The organism is Rhodococcus sp. BP-241, assembly GCF_019836145.1.
In the GTDB taxonomy this organism is placed as follows: domain Bacteria; phylum Actinomycetota; class Actinomycetes; order Mycobacteriales; family Mycobacteriaceae; genus Rhodococcoides.
The window spans coordinates 310471-331748 of record NZ_JABUEI010000004.1; the positions used below are offsets into that span (position 1 = coordinate 310471).

The 21278-nt window shown below is 69.5% G+C and carries 20 protein-coding genes; 8 read left to right on the forward strand and 12 right to left on the reverse strand.

Features of this window, described 5'->3' with window-relative positions:
- The 3 genes from HQ308_RS10665 to HQ308_RS10675 all read right to left on the reverse strand — a co-directional run bounded on the left by HQ308_RS10665 (position 1) and on the right by HQ308_RS10675 (position 3643).
- Positions 1-1119, reverse strand: a complete 1119-nt coding sequence (locus tag HQ308_RS10665; RefSeq protein WP_222632227.1) for a sugar ABC transporter substrate-binding protein — start codon at positions 1117-1119, stop codon at positions 1-3.
- A gap of 96 nt (positions 1120-1215) precedes the next feature.
- Positions 1216-2259: a mandelate racemase/muconate lactonizing enzyme family protein gene (locus HQ308_RS10670; protein ID WP_308115746.1), complete on the reverse strand. Its 1044-nt coding sequence runs from the start codon at positions 2257-2259 to the stop codon at positions 1216-1218.
- A complete protein-coding gene (locus HQ308_RS10675; protein WP_222646365.1) occupies positions 2249-3643 on the reverse strand; it encodes a xylulokinase in 1395 nt (464 codons plus the stop codon). Before HQ308_RS10675 ends, HQ308_RS10670 begins: the two co-directional genes overlap by 11 nt.
- Positions 3644-3715: 72 nt before the next feature.
- Here HQ308_RS10675 and HQ308_RS10680 point away from each other — a divergent pair, with 72 nt between their 5' ends.
- The gene (locus tag HQ308_RS10680; RefSeq protein WP_027506144.1) at positions 3716-4408 is read left to right on the forward strand and encodes a TetR family transcriptional regulator; all 693 of its coding nucleotides are present in this window, start codon (positions 3716-3718) and stop codon (positions 4406-4408) included.
- On the opposite strand, the gene HQ308_RS10685 is transcribed toward HQ308_RS10680, so the two are convergent.
- Complete coding sequence (locus HQ308_RS10685) at positions 4392-6449, reverse strand: acyltransferase family protein (RefSeq protein WP_222646366.1); 2058 nt, start codon at positions 6447-6449, stop codon at positions 4392-4394. The two genes, HQ308_RS10680 and HQ308_RS10685, sit on opposite strands and share 17 nt — an antisense overlap.
- A 165-nt stretch (positions 6450-6614) precedes the next feature.
- Here HQ308_RS10685 and HQ308_RS10690 point away from each other — a divergent pair, with 165 nt between their 5' ends.
- Positions 6615-7772, forward strand: a complete 1158-nt coding sequence (locus HQ308_RS10690; protein WP_222646367.1) for an acyl-CoA dehydrogenase — start codon at positions 6615-6617, stop codon at positions 7770-7772.
- Positions 7773-7796: 24 nt separating this feature from the next.
- Here HQ308_RS10690 and HQ308_RS10695 read toward each other — a convergent pair whose 3' ends face one another.
- From HQ308_RS10695 to HQ308_RS10705, 3 genes are read right to left on the reverse strand one after another with little or no spacing between them, the layout of a single operon-like run.
- Positions 7797-8165 (reverse strand): RNA-binding S4 domain-containing protein, encoded by a 369-nt coding sequence (locus HQ308_RS10695; protein WP_027506141.1) that lies wholly within the window; start codon positions 8163-8165, stop codon positions 7797-7799.
- Positions 8162-8653 carry a metallophosphoesterase family protein gene (locus HQ308_RS10700; protein ID WP_222646368.1) on the reverse strand — a complete coding sequence of 164 codons (492 nt, stop codon included), beginning with the start codon at positions 8651-8653 and terminating at the stop codon, positions 8162-8164. Before HQ308_RS10700 ends, HQ308_RS10695 begins: the two co-directional genes overlap by 4 nt.
- A 1-nt stretch (position 8654) precedes the next feature.
- Positions 8655-9413: an SDR family oxidoreductase gene (locus tag HQ308_RS10705; protein WP_027506139.1), complete on the reverse strand. Its 759-nt coding sequence runs from the start codon at positions 9411-9413 to the stop codon at positions 8655-8657.
- Between the two features lie 104 nt (positions 9414-9517).
- Here HQ308_RS10705 and HQ308_RS10710 point away from each other — a divergent pair, with 104 nt between their 5' ends.
- Complete coding sequence (locus HQ308_RS10710) at positions 9518-9922, forward strand: VOC family protein (RefSeq protein ID WP_222646369.1); 405 nt, start codon at positions 9518-9520, stop codon at positions 9920-9922.
- Between the two features lie 54 nt (positions 9923-9976).
- Here the strand turns inward: HQ308_RS10710 and HQ308_RS10715 are convergent, their stop codons facing one another.
- A complete protein-coding gene (locus HQ308_RS10715; protein WP_027506137.1) occupies positions 9977-11695 on the reverse strand; it encodes a metallophosphoesterase in 1719 nt (572 codons plus the stop codon).
- A 120-nt stretch (positions 11696-11815) separates the two neighbouring features.
- On the reverse strand, positions 11816-12595 hold the full coding sequence (locus HQ308_RS10720; RefSeq protein ID WP_027506136.1) for a 1-acyl-sn-glycerol-3-phosphate acyltransferase: 780 nt from the start codon (positions 12593-12595) through the stop codon (positions 11816-11818).
- Between the two features lie 141 nt (positions 12596-12736).
- Between HQ308_RS10720 and HQ308_RS10725 the strand changes: the two genes are divergently transcribed.
- Together HQ308_RS10725 and HQ308_RS10730 are read left to right on the forward strand one after the other, a co-directional pair.
- Positions 12737-14134, forward strand: a complete 1398-nt coding sequence (locus HQ308_RS10725; RefSeq protein ID WP_308115747.1) for an NAD(P)/FAD-dependent oxidoreductase — start codon at positions 12737-12739, stop codon at positions 14132-14134.
- Positions 14135-14149: 15 nt separating this feature from the next.
- Positions 14150-14971 carry a UbiA family prenyltransferase gene (locus tag HQ308_RS10730; RefSeq protein ID WP_222646371.1) on the forward strand — a complete coding sequence of 274 codons (822 nt, stop codon included), beginning with the start codon at positions 14150-14152 and terminating at the stop codon, positions 14969-14971.
- Here HQ308_RS10730 and HQ308_RS10735 read toward each other — a convergent pair.
- Entirely contained in the window at positions 14954-15280 is a 327-nt protein-coding gene (locus HQ308_RS10735) for a hypothetical protein (protein WP_222646372.1), read from the reverse strand. The genes HQ308_RS10730 and HQ308_RS10735 overlap by 18 nt on opposite strands.
- Positions 15281-15369: 89 nt before the next feature.
- Between HQ308_RS10735 and HQ308_RS10740 the strand changes: the two genes are divergently transcribed.
- Both HQ308_RS10740 and HQ308_RS10745 read left to right on the forward strand, forming a co-directional pair.
- Positions 15370-16080 carry a dienelactone hydrolase family protein gene (locus HQ308_RS10740; RefSeq protein ID WP_027506133.1) on the forward strand — a complete coding sequence of 237 codons (711 nt, stop codon included), beginning with the start codon at positions 15370-15372 and terminating at the stop codon, positions 16078-16080.
- A 45-nt stretch (positions 16081-16125) separates the two neighbouring features.
- Complete coding sequence (locus HQ308_RS10745) at positions 16126-17055, forward strand: pirin family protein (RefSeq protein WP_222646373.1); 930 nt, start codon at positions 16126-16128, stop codon at positions 17053-17055.
- Here the strand turns inward: HQ308_RS10745 and HQ308_RS10750 are convergent.
- Positions 17046-17813 carry a putative protein N(5)-glutamine methyltransferase gene (locus HQ308_RS10750; RefSeq protein ID WP_222632243.1) on the reverse strand — a complete coding sequence of 256 codons (768 nt, stop codon included), beginning with the start codon at positions 17811-17813 and terminating at the stop codon, positions 17046-17048. The two genes, HQ308_RS10745 and HQ308_RS10750, sit on opposite strands and share 10 nt — an antisense overlap.
- A complete protein-coding gene (locus tag HQ308_RS10755; protein ID WP_222646374.1) occupies positions 17810-19198 on the reverse strand; it encodes a phosphotransferase in 1389 nt (462 codons plus the stop codon). Before HQ308_RS10755 ends, HQ308_RS10750 begins: the two co-directional genes overlap by 4 nt.
- A 106-nt stretch (positions 19199-19304) precedes the next feature.
- Between HQ308_RS10755 and HQ308_RS10760 the strand changes: the two genes are divergently transcribed.
- Positions 19305-21278, forward strand: coding sequence for a M13 family metallopeptidase (locus HQ308_RS10760; RefSeq protein ID WP_222646375.1), 1974 nt, complete (start codon positions 19305-19307; stop codon positions 21276-21278).

The window sequence follows — 21278 nt, forward strand, 5'->3', positions numbered from 1 at the left end:
TCAGGAGATTCCCGCGTCCGCGCAGGCCTGAGCCACGTCGCCACTGCACAACGCGTCCGCCGAGACGGCGCCGCCGTCGACGGCGACCTTGACATTGTCGCGCGTGATGGTGACCGGGTCCAGCAGGACCGACTTCACCTGACGGTTGCCCTCGGGGTCCTCCGACGTCGCCGTCGCCTTGGCGTCGGCAGCGGCGGTGTCACCCTTGGCGAGGTCGATGGCGAGCTCGGCGGCAGCGGCCGCCTCCTTCGCGACGTCCTTGTAGACGGTCATGCACTGGTCGCCGCGGAGCACGGCCTTCAGTCCGTCCTCGGTGGCGTCCTGACCGGTGACCGGCACGGTGCCGTTCAGGCCGTTCTTCTGCAGGACCGTGATGACGGCGCCCGCGAGTCCGTCGTTGGCGGCGAGAACGCCGTCGACCTTGCCGCCGTTGGCGGTGAGCAGCTGCTCGAAGGTGGTGCCGCCGACCTGGTTGTCCCACTCGGGGATGGCCTGGTCGCCCGCGAGGCGCAGGTCGCCGGAGTCGTACTTCGGCTGCAGCACCTCGAGCGCGCCGGCCTTGAACAGCGTGGCGTTGTTGTCGGTCGGCGAGCCGTTGATCTGGATGATCTGCGCGCCGGGCTTCGCGCCCACGCAGTCCACCAGACCCTGACCCTGCAGGTTGCCGACGGTGGTGCTGTCGAAGGAGACGTAGTAGTCGGCCGAGCCGCCGAGGGTGAGTCGGTCGTAGTCGATGGTGGCGACGCCCGCTTCGGTGGCCTTCTTCTGCACGGCGGCACCGGACTCGGACGAGAGATTGCTCATCAGGATGACCTTCGCACCCTGGCTGATCATCGAGTCGGCGATGGACGAGAACTTGGTGGTGTCGCCCTCCGCATTCTGGATGATCGGATCGAGACCCGCGTCGCTCAGCGCCTTCTGCAGGAGCGGTCGGTCCTGCGACTCGTAGCGTGCGGACGACTTGGTGTCGGGCAGGATGACGCCGACCTTGGTGCCGCCGTTGCCGGATCCGCCGGAGTCTCCGCTGCCGCTGTCGCTGCTGGAGTTGCTGCCACACGCGGTGAGTGCCATGACCAGACCGATACCCGCCGCGGTGAGGGCGAGCCTTGTGTTCTGCATCGATCGTCCCTTCGGTTGTATGTTGCGGAGCACAACATATTCCTTCAGGTGTGATCTAGGCAATAGGCTGTCCGACACGGTGACGCCGGTCACCCTTCAGCGATCGACGTGCACCTCCGCCACGGTCCACGCGTGCGCCTGCTCGCTCAGGGTGAAGCCGAGGCCAGGACGTTCGGACAGGTGCATCCGCCCGTCCCGCGTCTCCAGGTGCTCCTCGAACAGCGGATCCAACCAGTCGAAGTGCTCCACCCAGGTCTGCAGAGGATAGGCAGCCGCGAGATGCAGGTGGATCTCCATCGCGAAGTGCGGCGCCATCTGCAGGCCGTGATGCTCGGCGAGTCCTGCGAGCTTCAGGAACTGCGTGATCCCACCGATGCGCGGCGCGTCGGGCTGGATGATGTCGACGGACCCGGCCTCGATCAGGCGCACGTGCTCGCCGACACTGGCCACCATCTCACCGGTCGCGATGGACGTGTCGAAGGTCCGCGCGAGCATGGCGTGGCCCTCGGCGTCGTAGGCGTCGAGTGGTTCCTCGATCCACACCAGATCGAACTGTTCGAGAATGCGGCACATCCGGGTCGCCGTCGGTCGATCCCACTGCTGGTTCGCGTCGACCATCAGGGGCACGTCGTCACCCAGGTGCTCGCGCACTGCGGTCACCCGAGCGATGTCCTGGCGCCAGTCCGGCTGTCCCACCTTCAGTTTGATACCGCCGATGCCGGCCGCGAGAGACGCGGTCGCGTTCTCCAGCACCTCCTCGATCGGGGTGTGCAGGAAGCCGCCGGACGTGTTGTACGTCTGCACGGCATCACGGGTGGAGCCGATGAGTTTCGCGAGCGGGAGCCCGGCTCGCTTCGCCTTCAGGTCCCACAGTGCGATGTCGACGGCCGCGATCGCCTGGGTGGCGACGCCGCTGCGACCGACGGAGGCACCGGCCCAGACGAGAGAGCTCCAGATCTTACCGATGTCACTGGGATCCTGACCGATCAGCACAGGCGCGATCTCTCGCGCGTGGGCGAACTGCGCAGGGCCAGAGTCGACTACACACCCGACTCGGCCACCGTCGACGAGATGCACCTCGCTGCCATGACCCACGCCGACGACGAGTCGAACGCTACGGGGCGCTGACCTACCCGGCACCCTCCGTCAGGTCCCGCACCTCGGCGTACCGTTCGCGCACCGCCGGGGTCGGGTCCGCCTCGTACCGGGGAATGTCCGCCGCGGCCCAGGTGGGCGGTTCGGCCCCGCCGGACAGCACCCAGGCCGCCTGGCGCGCGGCCCCGTCGGCCACGTACTCACCGGGCGGCGGGACGTCGACGGGCATGCCGAAGACTCCCGGCGCGAGGACGCGCACCGCCTCGGATTTCGCGCCCCCGCCGACGAGCAGCACTCGCGACACGGTCGCACCCTGCGCCACCAGGTGGTCGATCCCGTCGGCGAGACTGCACAGCAGACCCTCGATCGCGGCGCGCGCGAGGTGCGCCGGGGTCGAATTACCCAGGCGCAGGCCATGAATCGCGCCGGTCGCGTCGGGCCGGTTCGGTGTGCGCTCCCCCTCGAGGTACGGCACCATGACCAGGCCCTGGCTCTCCGTGGACAGCGCGAGCCGCGACAGCTCGTCGTGGTCGACGCCGAGCAGGCGCGCGGTCGCATCGAGCACGCGCGCGGCGTTCAGCGTGCAGACGAGAGGCAGTTGACGACCGGTGGCGTCGGCGAAGCCGGCCACCAGTCCCGACGGGTCGCGAGGAGCCACGGCGGACACGGCCGAGACGACGCCGGACGTGCCGATGGAGACCACCAGGTCACCCTCGCCGGCACCCAGAGCCAGTGCCGCAGCGGCATTGTCACCGGTTCCGGGCCCGATGGCCGCGCCTCCGGAAGTCGTGCCGATCCGTGTCGAGGGCGCCGCCACGGTGGGCACGTGCGGGGTGCGCCCGCGTAGCGCGAGACCGAGCAGATCGACGCGGTACTCGTTCGTGGCCGCCGAGAAGTATCCCGTGCCGCTGGCGTCACCCCGATCCGTGGCCAGGGCGTCGAGTCCGCGAGCACCGCCGAGGCGCCAGGACAGCCAGTCGTGCGGAAGACAGACTGCCGCAGTGCGATCGGCGTTCTCCGGCTCGTGATCCGCGAGCCACCGCAGCTTTGCCGCGGTGATGGACGCGACCGGCACCACGCCCACGGCGTCGGCCCACTCCTGGCCTCCACCCAGCTCGGTCACCAGGTCGCGCGCCGACTCGGCGGAGCGAGTGTCGTTCCACAGCAACGCCGGTCGGACGGTCTCGCCCGCCTCGTCGAGACACACCATGCCGTGCTGCTGCGCTCCGACGGAGACCGCGTCGACGCCGTCCATTCCACCGGCGTCCGCGAGAGCGGTCTCGAGAGCCTCGTGCCACCGGGCCGGGTCGATCTCGGTGCCGTCGGGATGGCCGGCCCGACCGTGGCGGACCAGCTCACCGGAATCCGCGTCCCGAACAACGATTTTGCACGACTGGGTGGACGAATCGACACCCATCACCAACGCCACGACCTCGCCCCTTCACCGTCACGTGCGTTCCGGCAGCTCACCGGTCCGAGCAGTTCACGCTACCGTGAAGCCATGGCCGCCCACGACGAACCGCGAGAAACCGAGGACGCCCGGTTTCGCCTCGAGGTCATGGGTGCGGCGCTGGAGCTCTTCGAGAGCAAGGGGTACGAGGCCACCACGGTCGACCAGATCGCGGAGAGCGCGGGGCTGTCGCGCCGCACGTTCTTCCGGCAGTTCCGGTCCAAGGAGGATGTGGTCTTCCTCGACCACGACGCCACCCTCGCCCATGTGCAGGACTTCCTGGGAACGACCGACCTCGACCCGTACGACGCCGTGTGCGAGGCCGCCGCGCGCGTGTTCGCCCGGTTCTCCGGCACGCCGGACACCACCCGTCGCCGCTACCGCGTCCTGCAGACGGTGCCCGCCCTGCGCGAGCGCGAACTGGTGATGGTGCTGCGGTACGAGCGCGTCTTCGTCGACACCCTGCGCCGCGGCGCCCCGACGCAGGAGCCGCTCTCCCTGGTGCAGTTCGCCGCCGCGGTCACGGCGACGCACAACTACCTGCTGCGTACGTGGCTTCGCGACGGGGCCCGAGTGGAGGTCGAGGACGTCCGGCGCGCCCTCGGGGCGGTGAAGCGGCGGTTCGTCACCGACACCGCGGGAGACCGGCCCACCGCACTCGTGTTGCCGCCGGGGACGTCGGTCGCCGACGTCACGACCCTGCTCGCACAGCACTTCGGGGACGGTCTCACCACCACCCCGTGACCTCGCCGAGCGTGCTGTCGACCACCGGCACGAGCGACCGGACGTACGTCGCCGACAGGTGGTGGGAATCGTGGTAGACCAGCACGTTTCCTTCGACGACGCGACACACGTCGGGACCGCAGACCGCATCGGAGAAGTCGACGGGAACCACCGAGGGGAACGGCAGCGACGCGGCGCGGGCCGGATCGATCTCGGACAGGACCTCGCTGCGCGGCAGTCCGCACGACTCGCTGTCGCCGCCGTCGGCAAGGCAGTCCGCGGCGCGATACGGGACGCCCTCCCGGCTGAGCCACGGAGTGTCCCGCACGGCCACGACGGGAAGGGCGAGCGCGGAGAAGCGTGCCCAGACGTCGAGGTACGCGTCGGGTGTGACGTCGCCGAACTCCGTGGGGCTCGGCCGCGTCGAGGTGGTGAACACCCAGTCGGGGCGGTCCGACGCGAGGATGTCGAGCACGTCCGAGGACCAGTCCCGGCAGTCCGGGTAGGGCAGATCCACCAGGAGCGGCTCGCCGATGTCGAGCGGGCACCCCATCTTGAGGTAGGTCACCACGGCGAACCCGCGATCCCGGCCGATCCGGTCGAGTGCGGGGAGCCAGTGCTCGGCGTGCGATCCCCCGGCCAGGGCAAGGGTGCGCGTCGCGTCGGGATCGCCGTACACGCACGAGATCACCTCGCGCTGCGTCATGTCCGCGATGCAGCCGTCCAGCGTCGACTGCGGCAGGTCCAGGTCCGCATCGAGCACGGTGGGTCGCATCGGAGCGTCCGGCACGGGAACACCGTCGACGAGCGCGAGCGCCCCCGGGTAGCGATCGTCGGAGCTCACGTCGGCGGTCGGCTGGGCCGTCGCTCGATCGAGGTAGCCCTGCCAGGTCGCGCTCGCCGCGGCGAGGCCGATCGCTCCGACGGTCACCAGGGCGGTGAGGACGCCGCGGCCCGCGCCCCGACGGTGCACCGGCTCCTCCACCCACGAGCGTGTGGCGACGGCCAGGGCGATCGAGACGACCACCACGGCGGATCCCGTCACCACGGTCACCGAGTGCCCGGTTCCGAGCACCGCGATGAGGATCGGCCAGTGCCACAGGTACAGCGGGTAGGCGATGGAGCCGAGGAACTGCAGTGGGCGGGACTCGAGAGCACGGGTCACGGCCGGTGCTCGTGACTCGGGAGCACCCGCACCGGCAAGCACCAGCAGCATCGCGGCCCCGACCGGCACCAGCGCGGCAGGACCGGGGAACTGCGCCGCACCGTCGACGAGGAACCCACAGCCCACCAGTGCGGCGAGTCCGACGACGGCGGACGCGGCCCGTAGCGCGGCCGGCAGCACCACTCGACCGATCACCAGCCCGGCGATCGCGCCGACCGCGAGTTCCCACGTCCGCGCCCCGGTGTCGTAGTAGGCCCACCCCTGGTGGGTGCGGCCGATGTCGGCCGCATAGGTGAACGACACCGCGGCGGCGACCGCGAGCACCGACACCAGCACCGGTGTGGTCAGGTCCCGACGACCACACCGACGGCACGCCGCGGCGACGAGGAACACCCCGGCCGTGACACCGACGTAGAACTGCACCTGCACGGACATCGACCACAGGTGCTGGAGCGGACTGACCGACAGATCGGCCGCCGCGTAGTCGGACGCGGTCCGCGCGAGCTCCCAGTTCTGGACGTACGCCAGCGACGCGAGGAGCTGCCGCGTCGTCGCGTCCCACATCGTGAAGGGTCGGTCCCACACGGTCCAGAGGGCCACCGCGCCGAACACCACCACCGCCGCGGGGTACAGGCGTCGGGCGGTGCGGACGACGAGGGGCCGCAGGACCGGACCGTCGGCTCGCTCGACGCGGCGCAGCACCATCGACGTGAAGAAGAAGCCGGACAGGACGAGGAAGACGTCGACACCGCCCGAGACCCTGCCGAACCAGATGTGGAAGACGACCACGAGGGCGATCGCCAGCCCGCGGAGACCGTCCAGATCGACGCGGTGGCCCGGCCTGCGCGCGCCGACTGCCCGGGCACCCGGCGCACGGGTCGTCGCCTGGTGGTGCACGACCACCAGAATAAGGGACGGACGGTACGGGTCCGGAGCACCCACACGTGACCAGTGACACCAAGTGCCACGCAGCCATGGTCACCGGCCGGTCGGTCCGGTACGCTGGCCACATTCCGTGACACCGAGTGCCACGACCCTCTCACCACGACGAACGGACATCCCATGGCCGGCAACCCCAGCTTCGACCTCTTCCAGCTCGCCGACGAGCACAACGAGCTCCGCGAGGCCATCCGCGCACTCTCCGAGAAGGAGATCGCGCCGTACGCCACCGAGGTCGACGAGCAGGAGCGCTTCCCCGACGAGGCCTTGAAGGCTCTCAACGCCTCCGGCTTCAACGCGGTGCACATTCCCGAGGAGTACGGCGGCCAGGGCGCCGACTCCGTCGCGGCCTGCATGGTGATCGAGGAGGTCGCCCGCGTGTGCGGTTCCTCCTCCCTGATCCCCGCCGTGAACAAGCTCGGCACCATGGGCCTCATCCTCAGCGGCAACGAGGACCTCAAGCAGAAGGTGCTGCCCTCCATCGCCGAGGGCGAGATGGCCTCCTACGGACTGTCCGAGCGTGAGGCGGGCTCCGACGCCGCCGGCATGAAGACCCGCGCCAAGGCGGACGGCGACGACTGGATCCTGAACGGCTCGAAGGCGTGGATCACCAACGCCGGCAAGTCGACCTGGTACACCGTCATGGCCGTCACCGATCCCGAGAAGAAGGCCAACGGCATCTCGGCGTTCATGGTGCACAAGGACGACGAGGGCTTCTCTGTCGGCGAGAAGGAGCGCAAGCTCGGCATCAAGGGCAGCCCCACCCGCGAGCTGTACTTCGAGAACTGCCGCATCCCCGGAGACCGCATCATCGGTGAGCCCGGCACCGGCTTCAAGACGGCACTCGCGACGCTCGACCACACCCGTCCCACCATCGGCGCGCAGGCCGTCGGCATCGCGCAGGGCGCTCTCGACGCGGCCATCGCGTACACCAAGGACCGCAAGCAGTTCGGCAAGGCCATCAGCACGTTCCAGGGCGTCGAGTTCATGCTCGCCGACATGGCGATGGAGATCGAGGCGGCCCGCCTCATGGTGTACTCGGCAGCCGCTCGCGCCGAGCGCGGCGAGAAGAACCTCGGCTTCATCTCCGCCGCCTCCAAGTGCTTCGCCTCGGACGTCGCCATGAAGGTGACCACCGACGCGGTGCAGCTCTTCGGTGGCGCCGGCTACACGCGCGACTTCCCGGTCGAGCGCATGATGCGTGACGCCAAGATCACGCAGATCTACGAGGGCACCAACCAGATCCAGCGCGTCGTCATGTCGCGAGCACTGCTGCGCTGACGCCGGTGGCGGGACCGCCGTGCGTCACTCGCTCGGCGGTGCCGCCCGCAACCGGTCGATCTCGCGCCGGTCCCGCTTCGTCGGCCTCCCGGCTCCGCGATCGCGAACGGGCACCGCGGCGAACAGTTCCCGTGGCGGTGGGGGTGGGCTCCGGTCGATGTAGCACGCCACCGCGGCCGGGGCTCCCACTCGCTTGTTCACGAGCTGAGTGACCTCGACGATCTTCTCGAATCCCCCTGCGCGGATGCGTACCTCGTCACCGGGCACCACGTGCTGCGCCGGTTTGGCGGCGCTGCCGTTGATCTTCACGTGTCCGCCGCGGCACGCCGACGCGGCGGCAGAGCGCGTCTTGAACAGCCGCACCGACCACGTCCAGGCGTCTATGCGCGTCACAGCTCGTGCACCACGACGTCCGAGACGGCACCGCCGCTCAGGGTCAGCGTCATGTAGGTGCAGTGCGGTTGCCGCCGACGGTCGGTCGGCGAACCCGGGTTGAGCAGGCGCATCCCGTTGGAGGACAGCGTGTCCCACGGAATGTGGCTGTGCCCGAACACGAGCAGGTCGGTGTCCGGGAATTGCGCGTCCATCCGCTTCTCCCGTCCCCCCTTCGCCCCTGTCTCGTGCGTGACGACCATGCGCACACCCTCCACCGTCCGCCGTGCGACCTCCGGCAACCGCGCACGAAGATCGTCACCGTCGTTGTTGCCCCAGCAGGCGAGCAGATCGGGCGACCGCTCCTCGAGCGCGTCCAGCAACGACGGCGCCATCCAGTCACCCGCGTGCACCACCAGGTCGGCCGCGTCCACCGCGTCCCACACCGCGGCGGGCAGATCCCGCGCGCGGGTGGGGACGTGGGTGTCGGCGAGCAGCAACAACTTCACGTCAGTCTTTCGGCCCGCCCGCGACGTACACGACCTGACCGGACACGAATCCTGCACCCTCACTGCAGAAGAAGGATGCCGTGTGGGCGATGTCCTCGGGCTGACCGATGCGGTTGACCGGGATCTGCGACGCGGCACCCTTCTTGAAGTCCTCGAACGGCACGCCGACGCGCTCGGCCGTCGCCGCCGTCATCTCCGTCTCGATGAAGCCGGGTGCGATCGCGTTGACGGTGACGTTGTAGCGGCCCAGCTCGATGGCGAGGGTCTTGGTGAAGCCCTGCATGCCGGCCTTGGCGGCCGCGTAGTTGGCCTGACCGCGGTTGCCCAGCGCCGAGGTGGACGACAGGTTGACGATGCGTCCCCACTTGGCCTCGACCTGATGCTTCTGCACCTCGCGGGACATGAGGAACGATCCGCGCAGATGCACGCCGAGCACGGCGTCCCAGTCGTCGACCGACATCTTGAAGAGAAGATTGTCGCGCAGGATGCCGGCGTTGTTCACCAGCACCGTGGGCGCCCCGAAGTCGGTGGCGATGCGCTCGACCGCAGAGACGACCGACTGCTCGTCCGCGACGTTCGCGCCGACGGCGATGGCCTGACCACCGGCTGCGGTGATCGCGTCGACCGTGCCGGCACACGCCGCCTCGTCGAGATCGACGACGGCGACACCGAAGCCGTCCGCGGCGAGACGTCGGGCGACGGCGGCACCGATTCCTCGCGCACTTCCCGTGACGATTGCTGTCCTGACCTGCTCGCTCACGACTACCCTCTTTCTCATCTCGGCCCCGAAACCCCGCGGCTCCCACTCTTTCTATCAAGTCACAGGAGTCGGCGGACCACCCCTGCTCGAGAAAGAGGCTCACCATGACGACCCGACTCAATCCGTACCTGTCGTTCCGGGACACGGCGCGGGAGGCGATGGAGTTCTATTGCACCGTGTTCGGCGGAGAACTCACGCTGTCGACGTTCGGTGACTCGGGCATGCCCGTCGAGGAGTCCGAGTCGGGCAACGTCATGCACGGTCAGCTCGACACCCTGAGCGGCTTCACGTTGATGGGCGCCGACACTCCGTCGTCGATGGAGGTGAGCACCAACGGCACGGTGTCCCTGAGCGGCGACGACGAGGCAGAACTGCGCGGCTACTGGGACGCGCTCGCCGAGGGCGGCACCCTCGGCGTCCCGCTCGAGACGGCGCCCTGGGGCGACACCTTCGGGATGCTCACCGACCGGTTCGGGATCGGCTGGATGGTGAACATCGCCGGCAGCTAGCTGCCGAAGGTCACATGGCCGGCAGCTAGCTGCCGACGGTCACATGGCCGGCAGCTAGCTGCCGAACGCGAGCGGCAGCTCGCGACGGAAGGTGACCTCGTCGAACTCCCGCCCGTACTCGTCGACCGCGGAGATGCGCATCCGACTCGGTGTGATGCCGGGGATCCCGGGCGTCACGTCCGCGCGGACGAACGAGTAGTTGCGGAATCGCACCCGTGACCAGGTGAGCGACTCGGGCACCTTCGAACCGTCCGCGGCGACGACGTAGCTGTTCGGCACCGACGTGTCGGCCACCTCGTTGCCGCGGTAGCTCTCGGGTTCGCCGTCCTGGAACCCGTAACGCGGGCGCCCACCGCCGCCCACCGTGTAGTAGACGGTGCCGTCCGAGACCGAGGTGACCTCCGACCGGTCACCGGCGACGCGGGTCGGCGAGCCGCCGCGGATCGGATCGGACCGCTCGAACACGTGGTTGTGCGCCTGCAGCACCACATCGACGTGGTACCGGTCGAAGAGCCCCGCCCACGCACTGCGGACGCCGCCGTCGCTCGCGTGGTCCTTCGTCGTCGAGTACGCGCAGTGGTGGAAGAAGCAGACGATGAAGTCGACGGCCGGATCGGCCCGGTAGCGCGCCAGGGTCGACTCCACCCATCCCGTCTGACGTCCGCCGCTGTAGCCCGTGTTCGCGCGGATCTCGTTCGAGACGTCGTTGGCGTCGAGCGAGAGCACGGCGACGTTGCCGTGGACGAACGAGTAGACCGACGGGCACCCGGCGGGGCCGTTGTCCGGCTGGTCCAATCGTGCTGCGTGGCCGCCGTATCCGTTCGGCCCGTACAGCGCCTCCATGTCGTGATTTCCGGTCGCGAAGAGCCAGGGCGTCGACGCCGCGCTCTGCTCGATCGCCGCGAGGTAGCCGTCCCAGACGTACGGGTTGAACTTGTCGAAGGCCTTGTCGACGGTGCCGCCACTGGGTACGAAGCGAGGAGTGCGGCCCTGTCCCGACGGGTCCGCGTACGCGATGTCGCCCGCGAGAATGTGGAAGTCGGGCCGCGAGTCGGCGATCTGGCGCACGATGTTGGCCGCGTGCTTGGCCGACGGCTCGTTGTCGGGCTTGTAGTACAGATCGTCGTAGTCACCGGGCTTCAGGCCGGGAGGCTGGGTCGGCGTCTCGTCGACGCCTTGATCTCCCATCATCGTGAACCGGAACGGCGCGAGCCGGCCCGGCGGCAGAGCCGGTGCGGCACTGCGGACATCGCTGACGTAGCCGTCGGCGGTGCGCCACCGGTAGTAGTGCGGAAGACGCGGAGTGAGCCCGTCCACCGGAACGTGCACGTAGAACTGCTCGGCCGCCAGGATGCCGCCGTCGGACCGCGGTACCTGGCTCACCAGGTTGCGCACCTCGGCCGACGTCGTGGCGCCCAGTGCCGGGGTCGGACCGTGGTCGAGAAACACCCCGGTGAGTCCGGGATTGCGGGAGAGCTGCGCCGAGAACCGGAGCTGCGTCGCGGCGTCGGAGCCGAAGGAGAGATGCCGTCCTCCGACGGTCAGCGGCGCGTCCTGCGCGTAGGCGACGCGATTCCAACCGGGGTTTCCCACCCCGGCCGCCGCGGCGACGGCGGCCGCACCCACGAGGAAGTTGCGACGGGACACCCGATGGCGACGGAGATTGCTCAGGTGCCAGTCGTGCTGCTCGGCGATGGAAGCGTTCGCCGCGATGTGGGCGGGGACTCCTGTGTCGACGATCTCCCCGGCCGGATTCAGTGCGTTCTCCACCATGGAGACGACGCTGCTCCCGTCACCTCGACGTCAGGCGCACGGCAGGCGAGCAGGAGCCGAACCGAATGTGAACAACGATGCAGCACATGACATTTCGGTCCGACCGGACAAAACCACCAGTCAGTACTGGCGGACCGACAACTCCACGGCCACCTGAAGGTACTCGGCGACGGTGCGCGCGATGGAGACCGGCTTGTCGGGGAGCACGATGTCCGGCACGTCGATGTGCACGCTCGCCGAGCGGTACCTGCCGGGCGGCGGTCCGTAGTGCAGCCCCATCACCACGAGCCTCGGTTCGACGCCGCGAGTCCGTGCGCGCGCGACGATGTGCCCGATCCCGCTCCCGACGTGCTGGAGCACCGTCGGATCACCGTCGTTGCACGTGCCCTCCGGGAAGATCGCGAGATCGTCACCACGAGAAAGCCTTTCGGCACACACGTCCATCATGAGATTGCCGGCCCGAGACACGGCGCGCAGACCGTGGTCGCGGCTGCGGAACACCGGGATGCCGCCCATCATCTCGATGCGACGTCGTTGCGACGTCCGCTCGGCGATGCGGCGGGTCCGCGGGCGGTTCGGTTCGGTCTCGACGAACAGCTCGTCCTTGGCCAGGACGCGGGTGCGGCCGATGACGGGCCGCAGCGCGCTGGACCACGCGGCGGCGGCGACCGTGTACGGGTCGGTCTCGCTGACGTGGTTCACGGCCAGGATGAACCGCGTGTCGTCGTAGATGAGGGCGCGGAGGCGTTCGCGAGCACCGTCGCCGTACCGGACGCGGGGTCGGAACCGTCCGGCGAGAGCCCCGTAGGCGAGCCGCGTGACGCGTCGATTCTGCTGATGCTCCCGGTAGTACTCGTACACGGCGTCGGCGTTCTCGAGGGCGACCACGGGGCGATCCATGCTCGAATCGTAGGTGTTCGCCCTGTTCCACCTATTTGTTCTGACAAATCGAGCGCGCCGTGTATGGTCTGGGTCACAGACGGAAACCCCGTCGGAGGCGGACCCGCAGGTCGGCCACGTGAAGTGAGAGGAACGGGCACCGTGACCACCACCACAGCCCCGCACCGCGTCGTCGTCGTCGGCTCCGGATTCGGCGGCCTGTTCGCGACCAAGGCCCTGCGCCGCAGCGACGTCGACGTGACGATCGTGGCGCGCACCGCGCACCACCTCTTCCAGCCGTTGCTCTACCAGGTGGCCACCGGGATCCTCTCCGAGGGCGAGATCGCGCCCTCCACCCGTCTCATCCTCAAGAACCAGGCGAATGCCGCCGTCGTGCTCGGCGACGTCACGGAGGTGGACCTCGAGGCGCGCACCGTCGTCTCGGTCAGCCGTGGCCGCGTCACCGTCACTCCGTACGACAGCCTCGTCGTCGCCGCGGGCGCCGGCCAGTCCTACTTCGGCAACGATCACTTCGCCGAGTTCGCCCCCGGCATGAAGACGCTCGACGACGCCCTCGAGCTGCGCGGGCGCATCATGAACGCGTTCGACGCCGCCGAACTCACCACCGACCCCGTCGAGCGCGCACGGCTCCTCACGTTCGTCGTCGTCGGCGCCGGCCCCACGGGTGTCGAGATGGCGGGCCAGATCGCCGAGCTCTCGCGCCGCACCCTCGCCGGAACGTTCCGCACGATCGACAGCCGCGACGCCCGCGTGATTCTGCTCGACGCGGCCCCGAAGGTGTTGCCGCCCTTCGCCGACTCGCTGGGCGAGAATGCTCGACGACGTCTCGAGAAGGTCGGCGTCGAGGTCGAGCTGGGCGCCGCGGTCACCGACGTCGACGCCGACGGATTATCGGTCCGCGACAGCGACGGCACCGAGCGCCGCATCGAGTCCTCCTGCAAGGTCTGGTCGGCCGGTGTCTCCGCGAGCCCGCTCGCGGCACAGCTCGCGGCGAAGTCCGGGGCCGAGGTCGACCGCGCGGGCCGCGTGCTCGTCGAGGCCGATCTGACACTGCCGGGCCACCCCGAGGTCTTCGTGGTCGGCGACATGATGGCGCGCGACAAGCTCCCCGGCGTCGCCCAGGTGGCGATCCAGGGCGGCCGCTACGCCGCGCGGTGCATCACTGCCGACGTCCGCGCCGCTGCCACCGACACACCGCGCCCCGAGCGCACCCCGTTCCGCTACCGGGACAAGGGCAGCATGGCGACCGTGACGCGATTCTCGGCTGTGGCGCAGGTGGGACCCGTCAAGATCACCGGCTTCCTGGCATGGCTGATGTGGCTCGCGGTGCACCTCGTCTACATCGTCGGATTCAAGAGCCGACTCACCACCGTCTTCAACTGGACGTGGACGTTCCTCGGCCGAGCGCGCACCCAGCTGACCGTCACGCAGCAGCAGATGCACGCGCGCACGGCACTCGGCAGGCTCGTCGTGCTCGAGGACGCCCGCCGGGAGCGGGACACGGGAGCCCCGGCACGCGAGGACGCTCGCGCCAGCTGAGTACTGTTCCGGTACATGGGCAGTCGACTCTCCGCTCTCCTCGTCGCCTCCCACCCCGGCCCCGCCGCCGCGGTCACGACGTTCGTCGCACTGCTGTCGGTCAGCATCGGCCCACCCTCGGCGGGGCTCCTCGTCGTCGTGGTCGTGGCGGTGCTGAGCGGGCAACTGATCGTCGGTTGGACCAACGATCTGATCGACGCCCCGCGGGACACCGCGGTCGGCCGCACGGACAAACCGCTCGCCGTCGGCCGCCTCGACCCCGCCACCGTGCGGGTGAGCGTCGCGGTCGCGGCGGTGGTCTGCGTGGTGTTCTCGATGCTGTGCGGCGTCGTCCCGGGTGCGGTGCACCTCGTGCTGGGAGTCGGGTCGGCCCTCGCCTACAACCTCGGTCTGAAATCCACCGTCGTGTCGTGGCTGCCGTACACCGTCGCGTTCGGATCGGCGCCCGTGGTCGTCTCGCTCACCGTGGCCGACGCGATGCCGCCGTGGTGGATGATCACGGTAGGGGCGCTGCTCGGCTTCGGCGCCCACCTGGTCAACGTGCTGCCCGACATCGCCGACGACACGGCGACGGGAGTCCGCGGGCTGGCACACCGACTCCCTGCTCGCGTGGTCGCTCCACTCGCCGCGGGGGTGCTTCTCACCGCATCGATCGTGGGGGTCGTGGGGAGCGGGGCTCTCGGGCGCACCGGGGTGTCGACCGCAGCGGGCGGAGCCGCTCTGGCCGTCGTGGTCGTCGCCGCATGGATCGCGTCGACGAGCAGCGGGCGGACACCGTTCCGCGCGGCCATCGTCATCGCCGGCGTGACAGTGCTGGTGCTACTGCTTCCGCGCTGACGTCTCGGCGGCAGCAGTCAGGTCGCCGGCGGCCTCGAGGTCGTCGGTGTCGCGGAACACCAGGCACCCGTTGTCCAGGGCCACCGCCCACCGGTGCGCCACGGCCCAGTCCCGACCCACGGACGACGAGTCCACGAAGTCGGCGAAGTCCTCGACGATCGATCCCGTCTCGAGAGGCCACGTCGTCGGATCCGAGTCGCGGTCGATCGAGTGCCGGGTGCGTACCCGCGCACCGACCTCGAACGTCGGCGGCGGCCCGGTCGGCTCCTGCGGCGTCGCTGCTCCGGGGTTGTTCAGGGTCGATGTCATGGCGGCCTCCTGCTGGTTCCTCGGCGCGGTTTCCCCTTTTCACACAGTTCACACATGGAACACCGAGATTCTCGTGATCTGATGGTGGGATGGCCATCACTTTCACCACACGCGTCCCGGAAGGTCCGATACGAGGCGGTGTCGTCGTCGTCCAGGAGGCGTTCGGCGTGACCGACCACATCGCGGAGGTCTGCGGCCGCTTCGCCTCGGCGGGATGGATCGCCGTGGCCCCGCATCTCTTCCACCGGGCCGGTGATCCGGTGGTGTCGTACGACGACATGAGCACCGCGATGGACCTCATCGGCGCACTGAAGGCCGAGGAGATCGACCAGGACGTCGATGCCGCGTTCGACGAGTTGGCCGGGTACGGCTACGGACCGAGCGGGTGCGCGATCGTCGGGTTCTGCATGGGCGGCACCGTCGCCTTCGAGACGGCGGTGCGGCGTCCACTCGGTGCCGCGGCCACGTTCTACGGCGGCGGCATCCGCGAGGGTCGCTTCGGCTACCCGCCGCTGCTCGACGGCGCCACGGCACTGCGAACGCCGTGGCACGGGTTCTTCGGCGACCTCGACACCGGGATCCCGGTCGACGACGTCGATGCGCTGAACGCCGCCGTCACCGATGCGCAGGTGGACACTCGCATCGCCCGCTATCCCGACGCCGAGCACGGGTTCCACTGCAACGATCGACCCGCCGTCTACAACGAACGGGCGGCGTACGACGCGTGGTCGCGCACCCTCGACTGGTTCGATCTGCACGTGGATCCGGCCGGGGAACAAGGACGGGCCCCTCGCGGTTGAGCCGGGCAAGTAGTTGATTCGTCAACTTTATCCCAGGAGGCCGACATGCCCGCAGTGACCGTCGACAACGTTCTCGCGCTCCCCCGCATCTCCACGCCGCAGCCCGGCTCGGTGAACCGGCCGGTCCGCGCCGTCACCACTGCCCCCACCGGCTACGAGGGCGAGGGGTTCCCGGTCCGACGTGCCTTCGCGGGCGTCGACATGAAGTACCTCGACCCCTTCGTCCACATGGACCAGATGGGCGAGGTGAACTACGCGCCGGGCGAGCCCAAGGGCACACCGTGGCACCCGCACCGCGGCTTCGAGACGGTCACCTACATGATCGACGGGATCATGGACCACCAGGACTCGCACGGCGGTGGCGGTTCCATCACCGGCGGCGACACCCAGTGGATGACCGCGGGCAGCGGCATCCTGCACATCGAGGCCCCGCCGGAGCACCTCGTCGTCTCGGGCGGGCTGTTCCACGGCGTGCAGCTGTGGGTCAACCTCCCGCGCAACAACAAGATGGCGGCGCCGCGGTACCAGGACATCACCGGCCGCGAGGTCGCTCTCCTCTCGAGCCAGGACGGCGGCGCGCTGGTGCGCGTCATCGCCGGCGAGATGGACGGCCACGAGGGACCGGGATCGACCTACACGCCGATCACGCTGTCCCATGTCACCGTCGCCCCGGGTGCCTCGGTGACCCTGCCCTGGAACGCGCGCTACAACGCCATCGCCTACGTGCTGGGCGGATCCGGCACCGTCGGCACCGAGCGGCGGCCCGTACGCACAGGTCAGACCACGGTCTACGGCTCGGGCGACACCTTGACCTTCGCCGCCGCCGAGGGCACCGAGTCGATGGAGATGTTCGTTCTCGGAGGCGAGCCGATCCGCGAGCCCGTCGCGATGGCCGGGCCGTTCGTCATGAACACCAAGGCCGAGGTGCTCCAGGCGTTCGAGGACTTCCAGTCCGGGCGGTTCGGTCAGCCCTGATCGAGCGTCCCTCGCCCGATCACCATGGTGGCGTCCCGGTCCTCGTCGTGTACCACCGTCGGCTCCAGACCGGCGGCAGCGAAGATCTGTCGCACCGTGTCGGCCTGGGCCGCGGACGCCTCCACGATCAGTGATCCGCCGGGTGCCAGCCAGTCGCGTGCCTGTGCGGCCACGCGGCGCTGGACGTCCAGTCCGTCCGGTCCACCGTCGAGGGTGACGCGGGGTTCGTGATCCCGCGCCTCGGGCGGCATGGTCTCGATGGCCGACGAGGGAACGTACGGCGTGTTGGCGGTGACGACGGCGATCCCGTGGCGCAGGTGCGTCGGTATCGCGGCGAAGGTGTCGCTCTCGAAGACCGTGCAGCCCGGCAGATTTCGACGAGCGCACGCCACCGCCACCGGGTCGATGTCGGAGGCGTACACCGTGGACCCCGGCGCCGAGCGCACCACCGCAGCGGCCACGGCACCCGAGCCGCAGCACAGATCGAGCAGCACGCCGCCGCCGAGTCGGCCGAGCGCCGCGTCCACCATGGCCTCGGTCCGTCGGCGCGGCACGAAGACGCCGGGCTCGACGAGCACGCGGCCCCCGTGGAACTGCGCCCACCCCACGATGTACTCGAGCGGCTCCCCGGCGACACGGCGCGCGATCCAGTCGGCCAGCGTGCTCTCGTCCGGAGCCTCGCCGATCAGCAGAGCTGCCTCGTCCTCGGCGAACACGCATCCGGCCGCCCTCAGCACGGCGACCGTCCGCGAGGTCACTCCGCGACGAGCCGCTCGATGGCGTGCAGGGGGATCGAGAGCCAGGTCGGGCGGTTGCGCGCCTCGTAGACGGCCTCGTACACGGCCTTGTCCAGCTCGTACGCTCGCAGCAGCGCCCACGAGATGCGCGGGTCGTGTCCCGCCACCTCGGTGTAGCCGTCGCAGAATGCGGACACGTTGCGCTCCACCCACTCCCGCGCCACGGGCTCGAGTCGCGCCCGTTCGTGCGGATCCTCGATCTCGACGACGTGGCTCATGGCGGCGTAGTCGAAAGAGCGGATCATTCCTGCCACGTCGCGCAGCGTGCTGTCCGGAGTGCGCCGCTCCTCGAACGTCTTCGACGGTTCGCCCTCGAAGTCGATGAGGACCCACCGCTCCGACGTGCGGAGCACCTGCCCCAGATGCAGGTCACCGTGGATGCGCTGGGTGTCGATGCCGCCCGTGCCCGCTGCCTGGTCGATGAGGGCCCGGATGCGCGGGAGGTACTGCTCCAGGTCGGCGATCACGGGCAGTGCCGTCTCCACGCGAGCGGAGATGTCGGCCGCCGTAGCGGCCGCCGGCGCCAGGGACGTGCCCAGCACCGACGCGAGATCGGCGTGCACGGAGGCGACGGCGCGGCCCAGCTCGCGGGCCTCGCTCGTGAAGTCGGACGTCGTCACGTCACCGCTGGCCAGGACGTCCCGCACGCTGGCCTGCGCGGTGGTCCACCCCTCGGTGGATCCCGCCACGAAGTCCTGCGCCATGGCGAGGGTCGTCTCGGTGTGGTCGATGTGCGCTTCCATCCATCCGCGCAGCGGCGCGACGTTCTCGCACCCCGCCTGGCCCAACGCCCGGTGCAGCTCCACGTCGGGATTGATGCCGATCGTGACGCGCCGGAAGATCTTCAGCAGATGGTGGTCGCCCAGGATGACCGACGTGTTCGACTGTTCGGCGCCCAGCACCTTTCCGCGCAGGCCGGTCTGCAGGTCGCTGCCCGGCATCGCCAGGAAGCGCACCTCGCCGGTCCCGCCGGTGGCCAGGAGGTCGGAGTAGACCGAGATGGCATCGGGATCACGCAGGGCGTCGAACACCACCGCGCCGCCGTCCCGAGTGACGACCCACGGGTCGAGGTCCTCGTCCACCGAGGCTCGGACACCGAGGGGCACCTGGAAGATCTGGGGCTCGGTGCCCTCGAGGTCCACCCGCACGAGTACGTGCTCGACCACGAGCTCGGACGTGGTGGCCAGCGTCTCCCGCGTGAGCAGATGCACTCCGGTGACGGTGTGACCCTTGGCGGAGAACCACCGCTGTTCCGGCAGCCAGGCGGCGAGTGCGCCGAGGAGGGCGCCCTCGTCGAGGGGTGGCGGCGCGACGGGCTCGTCGATGCTGTGCTGTTCCGTGGACATGAGCCTCGGTTACCCCGAATTCTCTCGTCGACAACGTGACCCTGCGCGGACCAGCGTAATGCCCCGTCGACCCCGCGCATCTCGTCCGGCCTGTCAGGATGGAGGCATGACCTCGGACGCATCACTCGCACGGCCCTCGGGCCTGGACCTGAAGTTCGTCGACGCCGCCACCAGAGCGCAGGACGATCTCTTCGAGCACGTCAACGGCCGCTGGCTGGCCGAGTACGACATCCCGGCCGACCGCGCCGTCGACGGCGCGTTCCGGACACTGTACGACCGGGCCGAGGAGCACGTCCGCGACATCATCCAGGTCGCGGCGGACTCCAGTCCGGCGCCCGGCTCGGACGCCGCGAAGATCGGTGACCTCTACAGCAGCTTCCTGGACGCCGACGCCATCGAGGCGGCCGGCACCGCGCCGATCGCCGACGAGCTCGCGGCGGTGGCCGACGCCACCGACAGCGAGGCGCTCGCCCGCGTACTCGGCACTCTGCAGCGCACCGGTGTCGGCGGCGCGGTCGCGCACTACGTCGACACCGACTCGAAGAAATCGGACCGCTACCTCGTCCACTTCTCGCAGTCCGGCCTCGGCCTCCCCGACGAGTCGTACTACCGGGAGGACGAGCACGCACAGGTTCGCGAGCAGTACGCCGAGCACATCGGCGCCATGTTCGCCCTCGCGGGCGTGACCCGTTCCGCAGCGAGCGTCCTCGATCTCGAGACCGCCCTGGCGGCGGGCCACTGGGACGTGGTGAAGCGCCGCGACGCCGATCTCTCCTACAACCTGACGACGCTCGCGTCGCTGCGAGCGGACGCGCCCGGCTTCGAGTGGGGCGCCTGGATCGAGGGCCTCGGCGCCGACGCGGACCGTCACTTCGCCGAGATCGTCGTCCGCCAGCCCGAGTTCCTCACCACGTTCGCGGAGCTGTGGTCGACGCGCAGCCTCGACGACTGGAAGGCCTGGACCACCTGGCGCATCCTCCACTCCCGCGCGCCGTACCTGACGTCCGCGATCGTCGACGAGAACTTCGCCTTCTACGGCCGCACGCTGACGGGAACCGAGACCAACCGCGAGCGCTGGAAGCGCGGCGTCTCCCTCGTACAGGATCTGATGGGCGAGGCGGTGGGAAATCTGTACGTACAGAAGCACTTCCCGGCCGATTCGCGGACGCGCATGCAGGAACTGGTGGCCAACCTCGTCGAGGCGTACCGGCGCAACATCTCCGACCTCGAGTGGATGAGCCCGGAGACGCGGACGGCCGCGCTGGCGAAGCTCGACAAGTTCACCCCGAAGATCGGCTACCCGGACACCTGGCGGGACTACTCCTCGCTGCTGATCGATCCGGCGGACGTGGTGGGCAACTACCGCCGCGGCTACGAGGCCGAGTACCAGCGCGATCTGGACAAGCTCGGTGGTCCGGTGGACCGCGGCGAGTGGTTCATGACCCCGCAGACCGTCAACGCCTACTACAACCCGGGCATGAACGAGATCGTGTTCCCCGCCGCGATCCTGCAGCCCCCGTTCTTCGACCCGGACGCCGACGACGCCGCGAACTACGGCGGAATCGGTGCGGTCATCGGACACGAGATCGGCCACGGATTCGACGACCAGGGAGCCAAGTACGACGGTGACGGCAACCTCGTCGACTGGTGGACCGACAGTGATCGCAGCGAGTTCGGCAAGCGCACCACCGCGCTGATCGAGCAGTACGACTCGTTCGAGCCGAAAGCCCTTCCCGGACACCACGTCAACGGGAAGTTCACGATCGGCGAGAACATCGGCGACCTCGGTGGTCTGTCGATCGCCGTCGAGGCGTACAAGATCTCACTGAACGGCTCCGCGGCCCCGGAGATCGACGGCCTGACAGGGCTCCAACGTGTCTTCTTCGGTTGGGCGCAGGTGTGGCGCACCAAGGCGCGGGACGCGGAGGCGCTGCGCCGCCTGTCCATCGATCCCCACTCGCCGCCCGAGTTCCGATGCAACGGCGTGGTCCGCAACCTCGACAGCTTCCACGAGGCCTTCGAGGTGACAGAGCAGGACGCGCTCTACCTCGATCCGCAGCAGCGCGTCCGCATCTGGTGA

Coding starts and splice junctions, on each gene's coding strand:
- HQ308_RS10760 (WP_222646375.1), top strand. CDS start 19,305: ATGACCTCGGACGCATCACTCGCACGGCCCTCGGGCCTGGACCTGAAG.
- HQ308_RS10665 (WP_222632227.1), bottom strand. CDS start 1,119: ATGCAGAACACAAGGCTCGCCCTCACCGCGGCGGGTATCGGTCTGGTC.
- HQ308_RS10740 (WP_027506133.1), top strand. CDS start 15,370: ATGGCCATCACTTTCACCACACGCGTCCCGGAAGGTCCGATACGAGGC.
- HQ308_RS10690 (WP_222646367.1), top strand. CDS start 6,615: ATGGCCGGCAACCCCAGCTTCGACCTCTTCCAGCTCGCCGACGAGCAC.
- HQ308_RS10755 (WP_222646374.1), bottom strand. CDS start 19,198: ATGTCCACGGAACAGCACAGCATCGACGAGCCCGTCGCGCCGCCACCC.
- HQ308_RS10715 (WP_027506137.1), bottom strand. CDS start 11,695: ATGGTGGAGAACGCACTGAATCCGGCCGGGGAGATCGTCGACACAGGA.
- HQ308_RS10720 (WP_027506136.1), bottom strand. CDS start 12,595: ATGGATCGCCCCGTGGTCGCCCTCGAGAACGCCGACGCCGTGTACGAG.
- HQ308_RS10710 (WP_222646369.1), top strand. CDS start 9,518: ATGACGACCCGACTCAATCCGTACCTGTCGTTCCGGGACACGGCGCGG.
- HQ308_RS10735 (WP_222646372.1), bottom strand. CDS start 15,280: ATGACATCGACCCTGAACAACCCCGGAGCAGCGACGCCGCAGGAGCCG.
- HQ308_RS10730 (WP_222646371.1), top strand. CDS start 14,150: ATGGGCAGTCGACTCTCCGCTCTCCTCGTCGCCTCCCACCCCGGCCCC.
- HQ308_RS10745 (WP_222646373.1), top strand. CDS start 16,126: ATGCCCGCAGTGACCGTCGACAACGTTCTCGCGCTCCCCCGCATCTCC.
- HQ308_RS10680 (WP_027506144.1), top strand. CDS start 3,716: ATGGCCGCCCACGACGAACCGCGAGAAACCGAGGACGCCCGGTTTCGC.